Origin of the sequence: Agriterribacter sp., assembly GCF_035497235.1 — a bacterium.
In the GTDB taxonomy this organism is placed as follows: Bacteria; Bacteroidota; Bacteroidia; order Chitinophagales; family Chitinophagaceae; genus Agriterribacter.
The window spans coordinates 79,024-97,444 of the sequence record NZ_DATJEB010000037.1 but is presented as its reverse complement, the minus strand read 5'-3'; the positions used below and the strand labels follow the sequence as shown (position 1 = coordinate 97,444).

Genomic DNA, 18,421 nt, shown 5'->3' with positions numbered 1-18,421 from the left:
ACGTTATTTTGTTTTAACGTTTTTGGTCTTTTCCTTTTTCACTAAATCTAACCGTATAGAAAAGATATGCGTATATAAAGGGTTGGATTGATTGGCAAGGTTCGTAAAAGCATAATCTATGGCAATATGCTTTAGCTTAAAGCCGGCGCCCAAACCCGGCTGGTATATCCATACTTTCTTCTGATTAAGGGTGTCACCATCGGCCAGCGCCCGCTGAAAATTATAAATACCGCTTCGCACAAAAATCAGGTCTTTATACCCCAGCTCAATACCCAGCCTGGGATCAATACTTACCGGGTCGGCACTAATAATTACATTTCGTTTTCCATCAAAAGTGAGGTCTAAATTGGCTTCAGCAAGAAGATTGAAATTTTTACCTATCGCAAAATCATACGCTCCGCCCAGTACCAAGCGGGGAGCCGTAAGCTCTGTTGACTTTACCGGTATTTCATTATCTGTAAGATAGAGCACTTCTTTTTCCTCTTCCGTAAAACTAAAGCTCCAGGCATTAAACGTTGTAGTAACATCCCTGGCGGCAATACCCAGCTTCCAGCGTTTGGTTTGCATTTGCACACCGGCATCCAAACCAAAGCCCCAGGCCTTTGCAAATGTTCCTACATTACGGTGAATAACTTTGGCATTAACACCAAAGCTGAACAGCTTACTCCCTTTTTGTTTCAGACTTTGCGCGTAAGAAAAAAGAAAAGCATAATCGGCCGAAGAAAAGGAACGGATATTATTGTAGTTGATAGAACCATCGGGCTCCACAAGATATAACGTATTAGGAATATCATCTACCCCGAAACGCAGTAAGGATAACGCAATTGTCCTTTTTTTATCACTCAGGGGAATAGCTACACTGCCGTAATCGTATTTACCGATACCCGAAAAATATTCCGCATGCATAAAGTTAACAACAGGATTATCCTTTATGTGCACAAGACCTGCAGGGTTCCAATACCCCGCGTTGCCATCGCTAACTGAAGCTACCTGGGCGCCACCCATTCCAAGCCCTCTTGCCCCGGCGCCTATATTCAGGAACTCATTGGAATATTTACGAAACTGGGCATACGAATGAAGGCTACTACTTAACAGAACAATCAAAACTATTCTCAGAAGCACTTTTTTCATTCAACTTATTTACTGATAAGTAATTTCTGCTTATATACCGGCATTTTAAAACCGGTTAACAATACAAATATACACAGGAACATTTGCAGGGATAGGCATTAAAATACAAGCTTTTATAACGGATTTACACTCAAATTATTGCCTTTTGAAACGGACTTGGTAAACTAACATTATTTTTGCCCGAAACAACTTGAAAATGACGCTCATAGAAGAACTGAAATGGCGGGGTATGCTGCAGGATATGATGCCCGGAACGGAAGATCAGTTAAATAAAGAAATGACCACGGCATATATTGGCTTTGACCCTACCGCCGACAGCCTGCATATCGGGAGCCTGGTTCCCATATTGTTATTGGTACACCTGCAAAAAAAAGGTCATAAACCTATCGCGCTTGTCGGCGGCGCAACAGGTATGATCGGCGACCCCAGCGGTAAAAGTGAAGAACGTAACCTGCTGAGCGCCGAACAATTAAACATTAATGTGGTGGGGATCAGGAAGCAATTGGAGAAACACCTGAATTTTGATACTGCCCTGCCGAACAGCGCGGAACTGGTAAATAACTACGACTGGTTCAAAAATATTGGTTTTATTGAGTTTTTGAGAGATGCGGGAAAATATATAACGGTCAACTACATGATGGCCAAAGACAGTGTAAAAAAACGTATTGAAGGCGACACCGGCATCAGCTACACGGAATTTGCCTACCAACTCATGCAGGGATACGATTATTACTGGCTATACACCAATAAAAACTGCAAGCTCCAAATGGGTGGCAGTGATCAATGGGGTAATATTACTACGGGCTCGGAGCTTATACGACGTAAGGCTGGCGGCGAAACCTTCGCGTTTACCTGCCCCCTTATTACAAAAGCTGACGGCGGAAAGTTTGGTAAAACAGAAAAAGGAAACATATGGTTAAACGCGGAAAGAACTTCTCCTTACCAGTTCTATCAATTCTGGCTGAATGCTTCGGATGAAGATGCGGAAAAATGGATTAAAATTTTCACCTTTTTATCTCCGGCGGAAATCAATACCCTGCTTGCACAACATCATCAAAACCCGGCCGAACGGTTGTTACAAAAAACACTGGCCAAAGAAGTAACCATTTTCATTCATGGAGAAGAGCAGTACAGCAAAGCCGTTGAAACAACGGAAAAATTATTTGCACAGCAAAACGCGCCTGCTACAGCACTCACTGCCGAAGACCTTGAAAGTATGGAAGGCGTTGTAAAATTTGATTATTCCAAACAAAAAATAAACAGCGGTATTGACATTGTTTCCTTTCTGGCGGAAACAGGCGCTTTTTCAAGTAAAGGAGAAGCCAGAAAAATGGTTCAAAGTGGTGGGGTAAGCATCAATCGTAACAGAATAGATAATATTTCAAAGGAAATTAATACAGCCGATCTTTTACATGATAAATATGTATTAATCCAAAAAGGCAGAAAAAATTATTACTTGGTTAAAGCCAATTAAATATCCGGTAATGAAATTTGGTTTAGATGCAGCGAGTATTTACTTTTGCAGCCCTTAAACCTGCTTTTAAGGTAAGGATTGCCCGATAGTATAATGGTAGTACGACAGTTTTTGGTACTGTTTGTCTTGGTTCGAATCCAGGTCGGGCAACAAAAATTTAAAAAGCCTTGCAATATGTTCATTGTCAAGGCTTTTTTATGTTCGATTCAAAAAGCTAACTGAATGGTCTTACATTGTCATTTGCAGGAATGCACTCAATTACGGGTTCGGATACCAAAAGACTGTTAATGGCCTGGAAAAAGTAATACATACACCGGATCTGATTGAGAAGTTTTTATTTTGTAATATAGAACTCAGTATTGTACTCGGTTTCACCCAGGTAACCGTATTTGCCGAAAATAACGGTCTTGCTTTCTTCGTTATTATCATCACTGCGGCGGTTATTAAGCAATAATTTTTCACCTGCATATACCGCTTTAATGGTATATTTTCCAATGGGTACATCTTTCACCATAAAGATGCCGGCTACATCCTCTACCGGTCTTTCAAATGAAGTGGCTATGGTTCCATCAATTATACTGGTTTCTCCCGGAAAAGGGATAAATAATAGTTTGACTCACCAGGGATATTCATGCAACTTTCGGGAAATGCGCTTTCTGTTCCGGCATCCTATCAGACACGCTATCGTTGGGTAAGAGAACCTGGATTGCCAAAATATATTTGAAGTAGTACGCTACAACGAGCGCAGCAGGAATGCTGATGGATAGCCAGGTGGCCATATCCCTCGCAATTCCCGGTAAATCCTTATAGTAAAGCTGATAAGCGCCCAGTCCGACAATAATACCCGCTACTGCTGCAAGAAAATATCCGAGGATGCATTGCCATACCCATTTCGTTGGAAATTTAACTATTGGTTTTAATTGTATAGCATTGATAATGCCAATTGACAGGAACATGAACAATATATCGAAGGGAACGAACAGGGTATAATAGCCGAGCCAGAACACCCAGGGCGTAAAGAATAAAAACGGCCAGAGCCCGGCAGCGGTTTTCTGCTTCCCCGCCATTTGAAACGTTCTTTGCTGCGTTCTTACAAGTAAGAACATAAAAACAAACAGAGACAGGGTATGCGTAATAAATTGCGGGGTTGTTAACAATTTATCATGATCGCCGGTAAGCCCGTGCGCAATGAGCGGGTGCAAACAACCTAATGCACCGGAGTAAACAGCTACGTTGCCTGTTACCCATTTTTTTAAAAACTTTTTTTTAACTGATTCCATAAATTTGTTTTTGATACTGCAAAGTACCAGCGTTACACAAGTAGGGAAAAGGGTATTTTCTGCCTAAAATGATATATTTTACGCCATGGCTTTACAGGGAATGGTCATCCGCACTATTTTTCAAACGGCAAGTTCATTTGGAGCAGCTTTCGATATCCTTTGCCAGATGTCGGGCATCAGTCCCGAAGAAATGGGTGACTCTGAAAATATGGTTGAATGGGAGAAAGCAGCGCTTATTTGGGTGCCGCTCTTAAAGTTGTCGAACGATCCATTGATTGGCTTGCATGTAGGCATGGGCGTAGACAAACTGCTTCACGGAATGATTGGCTTTTTAATCCAAAGCAGCAAAGACATTGACCAAAGTATGCAGATGTTGTGCCGGTATGGCCACATGACATCGCCGATGGTTGAATACCGGTACACTGTTAATGATGTGGCGATTATAGAGATTGCACAAAATAAAATGTGGCTGATGAAATATCCGGAACCGGCAAGGCATGCCAATGATTTTTTATTTGCCGCAGTCATCAATACATGCCGCACCCTGTCGGGAAAACGCATTGTTCCGCTGCGAATTGAACTGACCTATCAAATGCGGGAAATTTCGGAGTACAGGAAATCCTTTGGCTGTGAAGTGCTTTTCAATAAGGATGCCAACCGCATTATTCTGAGTAAAGAAGCCATCGCAACTCCCCTGCTTACCAGCGATCAATCCATGTTTCAGCTATTCAGTTCCATTATGGCCGAAAAGCAGGTGTTACTGACCTCCCGCAGTACGGTAGAAAGTTTAAAGCAGGTATTATTCATGCAGTTTAAGGGAAGAATACCTACCATTGAAGAAGCAGCCGCTGCATTGAATATGACACCCCGCCATTTGCAACGCAGGCTGCAACTGGAGCAAACAACTTTCCGCGATATCGCAGGCGCCATAAGAAAAGAAATTGCTTTCCAGTTAATGCAAAACCCGGCCATAAAAATATCTGAGGTTTCGGATATTTTAGGTTACTCCGATCTGACTGCATTTAGAAAGGCTTTTAAATCCTGGACGAACTCAACTCCGAGAGCCGTAAGGAAAGAACAGATGTAAAAATATTTACCATTCGTCCGGATCAGACAGCCCATGTTTACTGGTCTTGGCGTTAGGGGTATTTATCAGTATTTCAATTCTTGCAGGTTTTCCACGGCAAATTGTAACGCACCATAAAAAATGCGCGGAGAAAACGCTACACAAGAAAATTGAAAAATCTATATATTCGACTTTAATAGTGTACAATATCGTAAAAAGCCGCCAGGTCTGGTATCCGGCGGCTTTTGAATAACATCTTACTAATGCAATTATTTATTTAGCGGTAAGAACAAAGGTGTTAACTATTACTTTTTCGTATCCGGTGATGATTTCATTGCCTGTTCCATCGTCCTCATATACCGGTTCTAAAGAGACTTCCTGCACCTTTAACCTGGTAGCGCTTAGCTCCAATATCTTGAAATAATGATTATTATTTGCCTCATCCTGCCCTGCGGCATAAGTCATAATAGCATCGGGCTCTTCCGGATGCCACTTCCAGTTTACAGATTGAGTGTAATTATCAGGGTATTGCTGCACAAAACTTCCCGCAGCCGAAATAATCATATGGAAATTGCCATTTATCTCATTTTCCTCATAAAAGGCGGCGCCATCTTCTTCAGAGGTCAGCTTCCATCTGTTCAGCAATGCTTTCTTATTTTCGCTTACCTCTATATTGGCCCTCTTCGCTGCTTTTACAGTCATCGGAATATCATGATAAGTGAACGAAAAACTTAAAGAATCGCCAAATACACGGATATTCGTCAAAGCTCCCAGCCCTTCCATGTTAAAAGTAATACTATCGGAAACAGAGATAGCATGAACCAGTCCGTAATAATAATTCAATGTTATGATGCATGTACTGTCGCTGAAAAACTCTACAGATGTTACTGCACCTATATCCAGATTTTCCTGGTTTTTAAAAGATGCATACGATGACTTTTCCTGCTTCCTGCCCATAAAAGGTACATCAACATCCCATCTTCCCTGTACCCGCTCAAACAGCGTTGGCGGAGGGGGCGGAGGAGGAGTGGACGCAGGATTGTCATCCTTTTTACAGGAAAAAAATAAAACCAGGGATAAAAATGCGGCCAGGTGCCAAAGCGTAAAATGGTTTCTCATCAGAATTAAGAGTTTAGTTAAAAATGAAGATATTAAAATGAAAATTTCACTGCTAAAACGAAACTTTTCCTGAAGAATTGCAGTATGGTTTTATTTTCGTTTATACAATACAGTTAGTAAGCACAAACACATAGCCGGCACTACTGGTAATTCCAGCATGGAGGTTTCCGGCTATTCTTTAACGTGAGTTTTGGATGCTACCGAACCCCAAAGAAACACAGGAGGAATATAGCGCATACAGGCAACACGTTACGACCCTTTTCCGGTGCGCTCTATGTTTATGCAGCAAGCGTTCAAAAAATACAAATCATAACTAACCGGTTTTCATAAATCAATAGCAAGGTTATGTATTATACTGCAATATTAACCCGGTCATCATTTGTTGAATGACATGATTGCCTATTATTAATTTATAGGGAAAAGGTACAATTGGGAAGATTTGCTACTTTGCGTTTTGAATGAAGTGTAAATTTACAGTGGTATGCTGCAAAAACAGTGTGCGAATAATTCGCTTATTTAGACACCTGGAATTTACCCGATTCAATGATTCTTCCATTCCTGTCGCGCAGTTGAAAAATGTATACGCCCCGTGTAAAATCGGAAAGATTTACCTGGTTGGTAAGGCTTATATTGGCAAGCTCAAAAACTTTCTTTCCCAAAAAATTATATATCACCAGGTTATATGATCTGTCATAATCTTTCTGAAAATCGAAATGGATGAAAGTAGTAGCAGGGTTAGGATAAAATTTTAAGATCTTTACGGCGGGCGCTGTAGCTGCAAGGAGATACTTTTCCTGGCCAAAGCCGGAAAAATGCAACATCACTCCCATTAAAAATATCAGCGTAAAGGTCTTCACTCTATAAAATTAGGATTTTATCTGTAAAAGATAACGCAAATTTTGTCTTTCAAAGTATGAAGGAGAAATTGAAAAATGGTAATTTGAATTAATGTGGAAATGCCTGCTCGACTGTATAGGCGGGTGAGAATGTGGAAATATGGAAATGAAATTTCATAAGTGCTGAAGCGACAGTCCTTAGCGTGCCTAATACGAAAACATGACAACAATCAGAACCGCGGACAGCGTAATACACCTTTGGTGCTGCCATTGGTGTTGAGGAAGCCGATATAACTCAGCGAAATTTCAAATCCTCCTCTTCCCTGACTTGATGTGCGAAGCTGGGATATATTCATATCATAGCTGAAGGCTACTGAAAAAGGATGATAGTCTAATTTTACTACCGGTATAATCGCGTCTTCCCACCGCAAATAGCCCCCTATATGTACAATATAGTCCGGCGCTTCCTCATCTCCTATTTTCCGGGAATACATTGCTCCCCCAATCAGTTCCTTAAAAGGTCCCTGCACGCTTATATCGGCGTTAATAGTAATGTAGGAAAGATCACCCATTGTAGTTCTTAAGCCGCCAGAAGCTACCCACCTGGGCAGGTGCTGCAGCTTTTGATAAAAAGAATTAGCGGGTTTATTAAAATGATGATATGCCAGCCCCACAAAAAAATTATTGTCTTTATTATCGCCTAATGAGGAATTGTAGCTCATGCCCACACCAGCATCAAAATAAGAGTAGTTAGACGCGAAGGTTTCCCCATCGGGCAGCGAGCCATTATAGCCAAAGCCGTCATACTGGTTGTTAGTAGTTACTTTTGAACGGTCTAAGCTCCGGGAAACCAATCCCCCTATAAAGCCAATGGAAACATACCTGTTTTTATCGGCGTTCATAGATTTATGATAATTCACCACGGGCAGCAAATGCGTAGTGTTAAGCGCTACCGAACCCGCCTTATCCCATAACACCTGCAAACCGGCAGTCATAAAATCATCTCCCCGGCCTATGGCAAACTTATACTCCCCGTTGAGCGATCCTGTTTGATAGGGCGTGGTTACACTCCCCCACTGATTGCGGTATACCAACTGCGCCCTTACATCGCCTTCAAATAAACCGGCAAGCGCGGGGTTACGCACCAGCGGCGCTTCATAAAATTGTGAAAAATGAAGATCCTGCGCTTTCGGGGCTACAGCCAGCAATATTAAAAACACTAAAAAGCACCACCTCACCGGCATGCCAAATAATGGGCAGTATGTGTTTTTTTTATAGAGCATTCATTTATCGTATTAAGGTTACATTTCCCTTTATGGGTACAATTTGCGCATTTTCGCAAATAAATTCTACCATATACACGTACACATCGGGAGGCACAGCCTGGTTACCTATTTTTCCATCCCATCCTTTAGTGGGATCGTTCGCTGAAAAGTTTCGCCTGTCGAAAACCAGTTGTCCCCAGCGGTTGTATATTTTCATAGATTGTACACTTGCCAGCCCCTTGCCCCGCGGGTAAAACACATCGTTCATCCCATCGCCGTTGGGCGAAAAGGTATTGGGCACAAAATAATTTTCCGTTTTGCAAACCACATCCACTATTATATCCGCGGCATTGGAGCAGGTATTGCTGTCCGTTACCTGTATATGATAAGTGGTAGTTAGTTTGGGTTTAGCCAAAGGCGCCGGGCAGTTGGTGCAGCTTAATCCGTCCGGGGGCGTCCAGCTATAGCGGCTGATGCCACTGCTATAGCTCACCGGTATCACTATTTCGCCCCCAACCGGTATAATTACATTTTTTGCTGTAATAACAGGCAGGGGCGCTACCGTTAAAGCATCTGTTGCCACATCTTTACAACCAAAATTATTGGCGGCGGTAAGGGTTACGTTATAATTTCCGGGAGCATCATAGCTAATGGTATTGTTTCTTTCGGTGGATGTTCTTCCATCACCAAAATTCCAGTTCCACAGGATAGCCGTATCGGGAGGTTGTGCAAGCGAACCATTGAAAGCAATGGCACGGCTTATACAGGTAATATCATCCACCGCTATTACAGGGCGGGGTGTACGATACACCCGCACCGTATCGGTAAATGTTTTTTGGCAGCCGCTCTGCGTGGTAGCGGTAAGTGAGACCGGGTATAAGTTGGCCTGCGGAAAAATATGGGCAGGAGGATTTTTATCAGTTGACGTTTGCCCATCACCAAAATCCCAAAGCTGTGAAACAATGGGGTCTCCACTCCTGCTTATGGAATAATTGGTAACAAATATGGTTCCCGAATCACAAAATTGCTTATTATCAACATTAAAAACAGGAATAGCGCCATTTACATTGATCACTTTTGGGCCGGGTACATTTACCCTGCAATCCTGCGAATCAACGAGTAACACAGTAGGCTGATAGGGATTCGGACTATTGTACAGATGATTCAATGTGGTTTGTCCTGATGAATCTATTTTACCATCACCAAAGGCAAACTGGAATTTGGTACCTGACGGTATAACGATATCAAATTCTATTGGTACCTCATTACAGATGGGAGAAGGAGGAACATTATAATTAATCTTAGTATTTCTAACGTCTGAAGGATTATACACATTCACCTGCCCAACAGCAGAATCCACGCATCCGCCATAACCGGTTACATAAAGCTTTATAACATAATTTCCGTACACATCATAAAAATGCTTCGGCTCCTGCAGTGTAGAGTTGGTGCTGTCACCAAAATCCCAGTAAAAGGATTCGTAATTTTCTGACCTGTTAAAAAATTTAGCTTCCAGCAACTGGCAGATAGAGGAAGTATCCCTGGCATCAAAAGCGGCTATGGGCGTTCTAACATCTATATAATCTGTTCTTGTTAAAGAATCACTGCAGCCCAAATTATCGGTAACCACTAATTTCACATTATACTTTCCCTCAGCGTATATATTAGATGGATTTTGCCCTGTTGCCGTTTTACCATCGCCAAAATCCCATGCATAAGTAAGCCCTGCACCCCGGGATGAATCATTAAATGTTAATGGCATGCCCGGACAGAACAATGTTTGCGCGGCGCCAAAATATGCTTTGGGGGCGGCCACTTTTATGGGGCTGGCAAGCGCAAAAGTATCTGTACAGCCATCCGCATCTTTTACAGTAAGCTTTACCCTATAGGTTCCGGTATCGGCATACTGATGGGTAAACGGCGGTGCAGAAAACGTTTGGGTTACATTATCGCCAAAATCCCATAACCATTCCGCAATGGAGGTTCCGGAAGTGGATTGATCCGTGAAGCTCACCGCATCACTTCCGCAGTTTGCCGTGGCAGATGAGGTGAATTGCGCCGTGGGACCTTTAATTTTTATATTTTCAACAGCGGTTGTAAAGCAACCATTTTTATCGGTGATCTTTAATTCCACCCGGTGATCTCCTGCCACACTAAAAAGCGTATCGAAAGATTGTTCATTACGAACTACCGCCCCATCAACCGACCATTGATAACCGCTCACCTTTGAAGTATCTTCTACTGATGTAAAAAGAAGATAACCATTTTTACATAATGGATCCGCAGGCAAAGTAAAATCAGCGTTCACAGAAGAAAGATCTACTTGCCTTGCATACACGGCGGTACAACTTCCGTTATGTACTGTAAGTTTAATATTGTAGCTGCCATTGCTACCATAGGAGTGCGCCGGCGGGTTTTTCTCTGCAGATGTTTCCCCATCTCCAAAATCCCAGGCATAAGAAAGCGGACTAAGCAAAGGATCAACAATGGAACTGTCGGTAAAAGTTACCAACAAACGGTTGGCACAATCTACTTCAAAATTAAAATTAGCCACCGGTGGATGCTTATGAAATAAATTAACTTTTGTTGTTGCCGGTCCCCTGCAGCCATTATTAAGCGGTATAAGCGTTACCGCTACTTTGCCGGTATCCCTGTACAAATGGCTGGGGTTTTGTTCTGCAGATGTTTCGCCATCTCCAAAATCCCAGAGCCACTCATTGGCGCCTGCGATGGTAGTTACCTCAAATTTTACCGTATCGGAAACACAGTCGCCAGCGCTATTATCAAAAGTAAAATCTGCTATTGGAGGTGGTGTTCCAACCCGCACCATGTGGGGAGTGGAGGTAACGGTGCAGCCATCAACAGTGGTAATCCTAACCGTCATCGGAAAAACACCCGTACTGCTATACGTGTAGGTAGGGTTTTGTAGTGTAGAAGTAGTTCCATCACCAAAATCCCACAGGTAGGAAGCTATAGCATCAACTGTTCTAACCTGTGCTGTGGGATTAACAGTGGTAAAATTTACACAGCCCGAATCAACAGCAGTGATAATTTTAACGGTTGTGGGTATAACCCGAACAAACCTGCTTTTGGTAATGGTATTGCCGCAACCATTGGCGGTAGCTACCGTAAGCGTAACATCATAAGACGCAATGCCGGTATACGTGTGGGTAGGATTTTGTACCGTAGCAGTAGTTCCATCACCAAAATCCCAGAGCCAGCTTATGGCGCCAGGTGTAATGTCTTGAAACTGCACGTCAAGTGGGGTGCCACAGCCTAAGTTATTGGTTGCAGTAAAATTAACCGGGGCCTTAGGCGTTATTTTAATGGTTTTACTTACAGAATCGCTGCAATGCGCGTAATTACTGATGAGCTTTACGGTATAGCTTCCCGCCGCTCCATAGGTTTTTACCGGGTTAAGTTCTGAAGATTGCGTGCCATCGCCAAAATCCCATAGTAAAGAGGCGCCGCCAGCCGCGGAAGTATTTTCAAAATTAACGGGTTCAACCAAACAACTGCTGTCGGGGCTGTTGAAGCCTGCCGCATAAGTAGCAACCGTAACCGTTTTTTGAACCGTATCCTTACAACCATAATTACTTTGAGCGATCAGTTGAACCGAATAACCACCATCCGTGGCAAAATTTACCACAGGATTGGCAGAATCTGCCGTACTGCCGTTTCCAAAATTCCATGCATAGGTAAGCCTGCCCGGCCCGCTGGACTCATTGGTGAAAGCTATGCCAAACGGCGGCTTACATTCCGCGGAAGGCGTATTTACAAAGTCGGCAACAATACCCGATACCATACGGATATACCTCCCCCTGCTCGTGCGCCGGGTGCAACCATTGCTGCTGGTTACGGTGAGCGCCACATTGTAATACCCGGTTTCGGTATAGGTATGCTGCGGGCTTTGCTGGCTTGATGTTGCCCCATCGCCAAAATCCCAGGACCAATCACTAATTGTTCCCACCGTAGTAGAAGCCGTTCCGGTAAACTGGATGGGTGCCGGTAAACAGGCCGTAGTAATATCAGCCAGTAAAGCAACGGAAGGTGAAGGGTATACCGTGATATATTCCGTTTTGGTTACCGCATTTGCACCACTTGCATTACGCACTACCAGGGTTACCGTATAGGTACCCGGCTGTGAATAAGTGGTAGTTGGGTTTTGAATATTCGATAGCAGGTTATTGCCCAAATCCCAATCCCAGTATTTAGGATCGCCGGTAGACAAATCTTTAAAATTTACGCGGAGTGGCGCGCAACCCGACAATACAGACCCTGAAAAATCCGCTACAGGAGTTTGCGCATTCGCGGTTAAAGCAAGCAACAATATGAATATGCTATTAAATATTCCTTTTTTCAAACCGCAATATATTTATACAGGGGGTCAGATTTTTAATCAGTAATACTACTTGCCCGCCGGCAAATTTGGCCAAAACTATCGTATTTTTTATATAGTTCAGGCCGGTGCGCAATAACTTTTCAGGGGTTGACGTCAAAGGACAGGATACCAACCAGATATACGCCGGATTATACCGTAAAGTTGGGTTACACAGGTAAGGTTAACTCTTTTTAATCAGTTTCAGATAGGCTGTACGACTGCTAGTAAAAGGTTTGGCTTCAACAAGTTTCGTGGTGTTGTTCGTAATTTTCCAGGTATCATTAAGTTTTGACAGTGGTTCTCCTGCCGCCGGAAAGTTTGAAAATATGGTGAGATCATTTACATTACCCTCCCATGCACCCACAACCAGTTCTGCGGTTGCTGCTTTTATGGCAAATACCTTACCATCTTCCTTGAATTGGAACTCGTAGCCACTGAAATCGGCGGTAATATCAGTATTTCCATCTGTAAACGCCTGCACAATCCACAGCCCGTTTGTCATAGCGCTGATAATGAACTTTTTACCAAGGTCTTCCTTCACTTTCTTGCAGTGAAGTCCGCTCAGTGAAAAAATAAGTAAAAACAATAAGCCATACCAAACACCTGTACTTTTCATGAAAACACGATTTAATCAAAAATGGTACACAGCCCTGTACTTACTGGTAAGATACTGTATAAAATACTTTAATTGCAACGGTTCACCGGTTATTTTATTGCACAACGCACTGCTGGTATACGCTCTTCCGTATTGATATACATGTGTTTGCAGCCATTGATGAATTGGGGTATAACGTCCCGCAGCAACCTGGCTTAATAAGCCCGGATCCTGCTTTTGCATGAAGGCAAAAAACTGTGCCGCGTAAAGGCTCCCCAAACTGTAGGTTGGAAAATAACCAAAGCTCCCGTGGCTCCAGTGAATATCCTGCAGGCAACCGTTTTTATCATCCGGTACATCAACGCCCAGTAAGGCTTTGTACGATTCGTTCCAGAACGAAGGAATGTCTTTTACATCCAGGCTTCCCTCCATCAGCTTTTTCTCTAAGCCATAGCGGATCATTACATGAAAATGATAGGTGAGCTCATCCGCTTCCGTGCGGATAAGGGAAGGTTTTACCTTATTTACGGCAGCAAATAATTGTTGCGGTCCGGCCTGGTTTAGCTGCGGGAAATATTGACGGATCAGGGGAATATTATATTCTATAAAAGATTTATTCCTGCCAATACAGTTTTCCCAGAGCCGGCTTTGCGATTCATGGATGCCCAAAGAACAATATTCGCCAAGTGGTAACCCGTATTGCTCCGCCGGTAATCCCTGTTCATACAGCGCATGGCCACCTTCGTGCAAACAGCTCCATGTCATTGAAGTAAAATCATTTTCATCAATACGGGTGGTAACGCGTACATCGCAGGCATTAAAACTGGTGGTAAACGGGTGTTCTGAAATATCCTGCCGGCCCGCTTCAAAATCGTATCCCATCCGCTTTAGCATATCCAGCCCAAAACGCCATTGCGCGTCCTTATCAAAATGCTGGCGCAAAAAGCCATCGTCCGGTTGCGGCCTTTGCATAACGGTTGAAAGCAGCTTCTGTAAAGGCTGCTGCAATTCATCGAATAAGGTATCCAGCCATGCAACCGTAGCGCCTTTTTCAAATTCATTCAACAGCGCATCATAAGGATGCTGCTCAAACCCCAATACCTGCGTTTCTTCTTTTTTAAGCCGGATAAGTTCACCAAGACTTTTTTCAAAAACACGGAAATCATTTTGTTTCCGCGCTTCTATCCATGCATGGTAGCTCCTGCTGGTAGATTCGGAAAGTTCACGTACAAATGCTGAAGTATACTTTTTGTTCTTCTTATAATCTTCCAGTGTTAATGTCACATTGCGTTGCTGCGTGTCAGTAAGTCCATCCGCCGCCGACAATTCATTTAGCAATATGCCTAACTTCTGATCCGCAAAAAGCTGGTGCGCTATTTCGCTGAGCGTGGCCATTTGCTGCCCCCGGAGTGATGCTCCTTTGGCAGGCAAATAGGTTTCCTGGTCCCATTGTAAAACAGCCAGCGCATATTTTACATCCGCTATTTTACGCATTTGAGCGGTGTACTGTTCATATAGTTGTTGAGATGTCATACAATTTTCAAATTTCATTATTTCACGCAAAGCCCGCAGCGAAGCAAAGACGCAGCGTTAAACTGTTATTGCCTCCACATTTCCGCATTCCTAAAACGTGTTAGGACTGCTATACACCGAAGCAGCCTCACCTCCTTCTCCTCTCCTTGCGGAGCAGAGCGGTACTTCGGTGCAATCCAAACATTCATTCTTCCATTGCCGGGTTAAAATATATCCTGACTATTTGATCCAACTTAATCCTAAATTCATTAGAATTTACCGTTTGTAGCTAATCTTTGGGATATACCCATTTCCACATTTCCACATTTATTACTTCACCACAAAAGTTTCCCACCCCTCATATTTTCCAAAATAATGCAATGCCAGCTCCCACAGGTATAAGCTTACTTTATCAATGCTGTTATAATCCACCTTATCCGTTCTTGAAATATGCAAACTGTAAGGCCGGTCTTTCACACCTATCTCTTTACCTGCATTTTCTACCGCAAAACCGCTGTCCTGTACCACCCCGGCAAACTTTTTCCTGTCGGCCGCTGTTTTAAAAAATAAAAAATGATCCACTTTACGGGGCGCGGTCAGTTGATCTCCCTTTGTTTGCAGGGCATCTACCATACGCCTGTTTTGTATACGTTCCATTTCTTTTTGGGTAGGATACAATACATTAAGGTAGTTGCTGAGATCATCATCGCGGTTTACCAGAACAGTCCAGGTATAGGTAGAAAAATGTTGTAAAACGGTTGCAACCCAATGTATACAATTTGATGTATCGTTGCTGTAAAAATAAAAATCTCTCTTTCCACCCTGGGTGTAACGCCCCGTATACTGCGCGTTTAAAGCACTGTTTAAACCATTCACCAGTCCGTTTTCTATACTGTCTAACGTTTTTATTTCATTTCGTACAGGCATTCCGTCAGGCTGCACCCGCTTCATATTAAGCTGCACAATAATTACATTCTTTTTTTCCTTAGCTTCAGGAGAAGTACCAAAGTCGAGGTCAACAACAACGGATACCGGTTTATGATTGATTTGCACCACATAAGCATCCCAGTTACCTTTATACTGCTGGGCTTTCATTTGTAACAGCGCAGTGCAGCTAAATACGAGCAGCAATATTTTTTTCATGATCATATGACAGTGAAGCCACTGAAAACAATTTAGCAGCAAAGTAATGGCTATTTTTATATTACTTTTTGAAGAGTTATGAAAATTAAGGACATCATTAACGTTTTGGAAAACACAGCGCCTCCCGCGCTGCAGGAACCATATGACAATGCCGGCTTAATTACCGGCAATGAACAGCAGCACTGTTCAGGGGTACTTTGTTCCTTAGATGCAACAGAAGCCGTAGTTGATGAAGCAATTAAACGCAAATGCAACCTGATCGTGGCGCATCACCCGGTTGTTTTTAAAGGACTGAAACGCATTACCGGCAAAACCTACGTAGAACGTACGATTATTAAAGCCATTAAAAATGATATTGCTATTTATGCCATTCACACCAACCTCGACAATATTATTACCGGTGTAAACGGAAGGATGGCCGACAGGCTGGGTCTTATTAACCGGACCATATTACTGCCAAAAGCATCCACCCTTAAAAAGCTATATACTTTTGTACCCATTGCACAGGCGGAAAACCTCCGAACCGCCTTATTTCATGCCGGGGCGGGTTATATTGGCAACTACAGCCAATGCAGCTTCAACAGTGAAGGAACAGGCACTTTTAAAGGAGAAGCGGGTACGCACCCTTTTGCCGGCGCTACGGGCGAGCTTCATTTTGAAAAGGAAGTAAAAATAGAAGTTATCTTTCCCGCATGGATAGAGCAAAAGCTGGTACAGGCGCTTAAAGCCGCCCATCCTTATGAAGAGGCTGCCTATGATGTGGTGCAGTTGGAAAACACCCACCGGCATACAGGAGCCGGGCTTACCGGATTGCTACCCCAACCTATGAAAGAAATGGATTTTTTGGCCTTTTTAAAAGAAATTTTTCAACTCCGGCTTGTACGCCATACCCGGCTTACCGGGAGAGCGATACAAAAAATAGCCCTCTGCGGAGGGGCAGGCAGCTTTTTGATTTCCAACGCATTACACGCTAACGTCGATATTTTCATAAGTGCTGATATTAAATATCATGAATTTTTTGATGCCGACAGCCGGATGGTAATAGCAGACATAGGTCATTTTGAGAGCGAGCAATATACGGTTGACTTATTGCATGATATTTTGCTGGAAAAATTTCCTACCTTTGCCGTCCTAAAAACAGCGGTAAATACCAACCCGGTATTTTATTACGCTTAATTCATAAATCGTATAGATCATATGGCCAACGTAAAAGAATTCTCCGTAGAAGAAAAACTTTCTTCACTCGTTTCTTTGCAAAAAGCAGATTCCAAATTAGATGAGATTAAAATACTGAAGGGAGAACTTCCTATGGAAGTGCATGACCTTGAAGATGAAATACACGGACTGCATGCCCGGCAAACGCGTGTAGAAGAAGAAATTAACGGCATCCAGGAATTTATTGAGCAAAAGAAAAACATCATTAAGGATGCGCAGGCGCTGGTAAAAAAGTACGAAAAGCAAAGTGAAAATGTAAAAAACAACCGCGAGTTTGAGGCCATTAACAAGGAAATGGAACTCCAGAACCTGGAGATCAAATTGGCCGAAAAGCATATTAAAGACGCTAACGAAGAAATTGGCGATAAGGCGCGTTTGTTAGAAAGCGCTAAAAAAGCCGTGGCCTCGAAAGAGGGTGTTTTAAAACACAAAAAAGGAGAACTTGAAAAAATAATAGGCGATACAGAAAAAGAAGAGAACGAATTTCACAAAATATCTGCTGAAGCCCGCGAAAAAGTGGAACCCCGCCTGCTGGCATCCTATGAAAGGATCCGTAACAGCTATCGTAACGGGCTGGCTATTGTGTCGGTTCACAGAGACGCATGTGGCGGCTGTTTTAATGCTATTCCGCCTCAAAGGCAAAGTGAGATACGCCAGCACAAAAAAATTATTGTGTGTGAGAATTGTGGTCGCATTCTCATTGATGAAGAACTTTACCATAGTACGGAAGTGCAATAAAGCAGTTGGGCGTAATTTTAGTGACCTCTCTCTCTATGCAAAATAATTCACTAAATAACAGCAACCCATGGATAGAGATTCCAATAGACGATTATGAACAACATATGTAACATAGTTCTGTTGGACAATTAAGTTTACTTAATTCATTGACAAAAAAGTACCTGACAAAAATTAAGCCTGCGATTTGTCTTTTTATAGGTATTGCCGGCGAAAACGGACTTGAACACATCGACAACGACATCTCAAAGAATGTAATTGGTATTGACATTAACCAGAAATACCTTGATGTTTGCTTTAAAAGGTATCACCACAAAGAGTTGCCACTCTACAACTTTTAGAATAGGATATCACAAAAAATACGAATCAGATCTGTAGTGCTGATTTTATTTGGCGGCATTGGTTTTGGAATATGCAGGCATCGACAAATGTTTAGAATTTTCTAAGAATAATATTTTGCCTGGTGGACATTTCATTGCTACAATACAGTCAAACAATAATTTGCAATCTGTTAGCCCAACGGGTATTGAAAGTGTGAAAAAGCCGGGCTAATTTTTAAGGTTATAGAACCAGAGACAATGTTGGCAAAAGTACAAGAAATAGGATTTACACTCTTAGACAGCGAAGAAAACCATCTTCCAAATGGAAAGACATTGTTAATATTTGACT

The 18,421-nt window shown here is 42.6% G+C and carries 14 protein-coding genes and 1 tRNA gene; 5 read left to right on the top strand and 10 right to left on the bottom strand.

Annotated features, from left to right (window positions below):
- Positions 1-3: 3 nt before the first annotated feature.
- Entirely contained in the window at positions 4-1,131 is a 1,128-nt protein-coding gene (locus VL121_RS12245) for a putative type IX sorting system protein PorV2 (protein ID WP_325405663.1), read from the bottom strand.
- 196 nt (positions 1,132-1,327) lie between these two features.
- Here VL121_RS12245 and tyrS point away from each other — a divergent pair, with 196 nt between their 5' ends.
- Positions 1,328-2,605, top strand: coding sequence for a tyrosine--tRNA ligase (gene tyrS / locus VL121_RS12240; protein WP_325405661.1), 1,278 nt, complete (start codon positions 1,328-1,330; stop codon positions 2,603-2,605).
- A 79-nt stretch (positions 2,606-2,684) separates the two neighbouring features.
- Positions 2,685-2,755: transfer RNA gene (locus VL121_RS12235), tRNA-Gln, on the top strand.
- 184 nt (positions 2,756-2,939) lie between these two features.
- On the opposite strand, the gene VL121_RS12230 is transcribed toward VL121_RS12235, so the two are convergent.
- Both VL121_RS12230 and VL121_RS12225 read right to left on the bottom strand, forming a co-directional pair.
- The gene (locus VL121_RS12230) at positions 2,940-3,119 is read right to left on the bottom strand and encodes a hypothetical protein (protein ID WP_325405659.1); all 180 of its coding nucleotides are present in this window, start codon (positions 3,117-3,119) and stop codon (positions 2,940-2,942) included.
- 115 nt (positions 3,120-3,234) lie between these two features.
- Complete coding sequence (locus VL121_RS12225; RefSeq protein WP_325405657.1) at positions 3,235-3,885, bottom strand: hypothetical protein; 651 nt, start codon at positions 3,883-3,885, stop codon at positions 3,235-3,237.
- A gap of 85 nt (positions 3,886-3,970) precedes the next feature.
- Between VL121_RS12225 and VL121_RS12220 the strand changes: the two genes are divergently transcribed.
- Complete coding sequence (locus VL121_RS12220) at positions 3,971-4,972, top strand: AraC family transcriptional regulator (protein WP_325405655.1); 1,002 nt, start codon at positions 3,971-3,973, stop codon at positions 4,970-4,972.
- Between the two features lie 252 nt (positions 4,973-5,224).
- On the opposite strand, the gene VL121_RS12215 is transcribed toward VL121_RS12220, so the two are convergent.
- The 7 genes from VL121_RS12215 to VL121_RS12185 all read right to left on the bottom strand — a co-directional run bounded on the left by VL121_RS12215 (position 5,225) and on the right by VL121_RS12185 (position 15,802).
- Positions 5,225-6,070, bottom strand: a complete 846-nt coding sequence (locus tag VL121_RS12215; RefSeq protein WP_325405653.1) for a hypothetical protein — start codon at positions 6,068-6,070, stop codon at positions 5,225-5,227.
- Positions 6,071-6,582: 512 nt separating this feature from the next.
- Positions 6,583-6,927: a T9SS type A sorting domain-containing protein gene (locus tag VL121_RS12210; protein WP_325405651.1), complete on the bottom strand. Its 345-nt coding sequence runs from the start codon at positions 6,925-6,927 to the stop codon at positions 6,583-6,585.
- Positions 6,928-7,136: 209 nt separating this feature from the next.
- Entirely contained in the window at positions 7,137-8,189 is a 1,053-nt protein-coding gene (locus VL121_RS12205; protein ID WP_325405649.1) for a PorP/SprF family type IX secretion system membrane protein, read from the bottom strand.
- A 4-nt stretch (positions 8,190-8,193) separates the two neighbouring features.
- Positions 8,194-12,534 carry a PKD domain-containing protein gene (locus VL121_RS12200; protein WP_325405647.1) on the bottom strand — a complete coding sequence of 1,447 codons (4,341 nt, stop codon included), beginning with the start codon at positions 12,532-12,534 and terminating at the stop codon, positions 8,194-8,196.
- A 199-nt stretch (positions 12,535-12,733) separates the two neighbouring features.
- A complete protein-coding gene (locus tag VL121_RS12195) occupies positions 12,734-13,168 on the bottom strand; it encodes a hypothetical protein (protein WP_325405645.1) in 435 nt (144 codons plus the stop codon).
- A 15-nt stretch (positions 13,169-13,183) separates the two neighbouring features.
- A complete protein-coding gene (locus VL121_RS12190) occupies positions 13,184-14,680 on the bottom strand; it encodes a carboxypeptidase M32 (RefSeq protein ID WP_325405643.1) in 1,497 nt (498 codons plus the stop codon).
- A 309-nt stretch (positions 14,681-14,989) separates the two neighbouring features.
- Positions 14,990-15,802: a DUF695 domain-containing protein gene (locus VL121_RS12185; RefSeq protein WP_325405641.1), complete on the bottom strand. Its 813-nt coding sequence runs from the start codon at positions 15,800-15,802 to the stop codon at positions 14,990-14,992.
- A gap of 78 nt (positions 15,803-15,880) precedes the next feature.
- Here VL121_RS12185 and VL121_RS12180 point away from each other — a divergent pair, with 78 nt between their 5' ends.
- A complete protein-coding gene (locus tag VL121_RS12180; RefSeq protein WP_325405639.1) occupies positions 15,881-16,978 on the top strand; it encodes a Nif3-like dinuclear metal center hexameric protein in 1,098 nt (365 codons plus the stop codon).
- Positions 16,979-16,999: 21 nt separating this feature from the next.
- Entirely contained in the window at positions 17,000-17,755 is a 756-nt protein-coding gene (locus VL121_RS12175) for a zinc ribbon domain-containing protein (protein ID WP_325405637.1), read from the top strand.
- Positions 17,756-18,421 lie beyond the last annotated feature (666 nt).

Coding starts and splice junctions, on each gene's coding strand:
- VL121_RS12245 (WP_325405663.1), bottom strand. CDS start 1,131: ATGAAAAAAGTGCTTCTGAGAATAGTTTTGATTGTTCTGTTAAGTAGT.
- tyrS (WP_325405661.1), top strand. CDS start 1,328: ATGACGCTCATAGAAGAACTGAAATGGCGGGGTATGCTGCAGGATATG.
- VL121_RS12230 (WP_325405659.1), bottom strand. CDS start 3,119: ATGGTGAAAGATGTACCCATTGGAAAATATACCATTAAAGCGGTATAT.
- VL121_RS12225 (WP_325405657.1), bottom strand. CDS start 3,885: ATGGAATCAGTTAAAAAAAAGTTTTTAAAAAAATGGGTAACAGGCAAC.
- VL121_RS12220 (WP_325405655.1), top strand. CDS start 3,971: ATGGCTTTACAGGGAATGGTCATCCGCACTATTTTTCAAACGGCAAGT.
- VL121_RS12215 (WP_325405653.1), bottom strand. CDS start 6,070: ATGAGAAACCATTTTACGCTTTGGCACCTGGCCGCATTTTTATCCCTG.
- VL121_RS12205 (WP_325405649.1), bottom strand. CDS start 8,189: ATGCTCTATAAAAAAAACACATACTGCCCATTATTTGGCATGCCGGTG.
- VL121_RS12195 (WP_325405645.1), bottom strand. CDS start 13,168: ATGAAAAGTACAGGTGTTTGGTATGGCTTATTGTTTTTACTTATTTTT.
- VL121_RS12190 (WP_325405643.1), bottom strand. CDS start 14,680: ATGACATCTCAACAACTATATGAACAGTACACCGCTCAAATGCGTAAA.
- VL121_RS12185 (WP_325405641.1), bottom strand. CDS start 15,802: ATGAAAAAAATATTGCTGCTCGTATTTAGCTGCACTGCGCTGTTACAA.
- VL121_RS12180 (WP_325405639.1), top strand. CDS start 15,881: ATGAAAATTAAGGACATCATTAACGTTTTGGAAAACACAGCGCCTCCC.
- VL121_RS12175 (WP_325405637.1), top strand. CDS start 17,000: ATGGCCAACGTAAAAGAATTCTCCGTAGAAGAAAAACTTTCTTCACTC.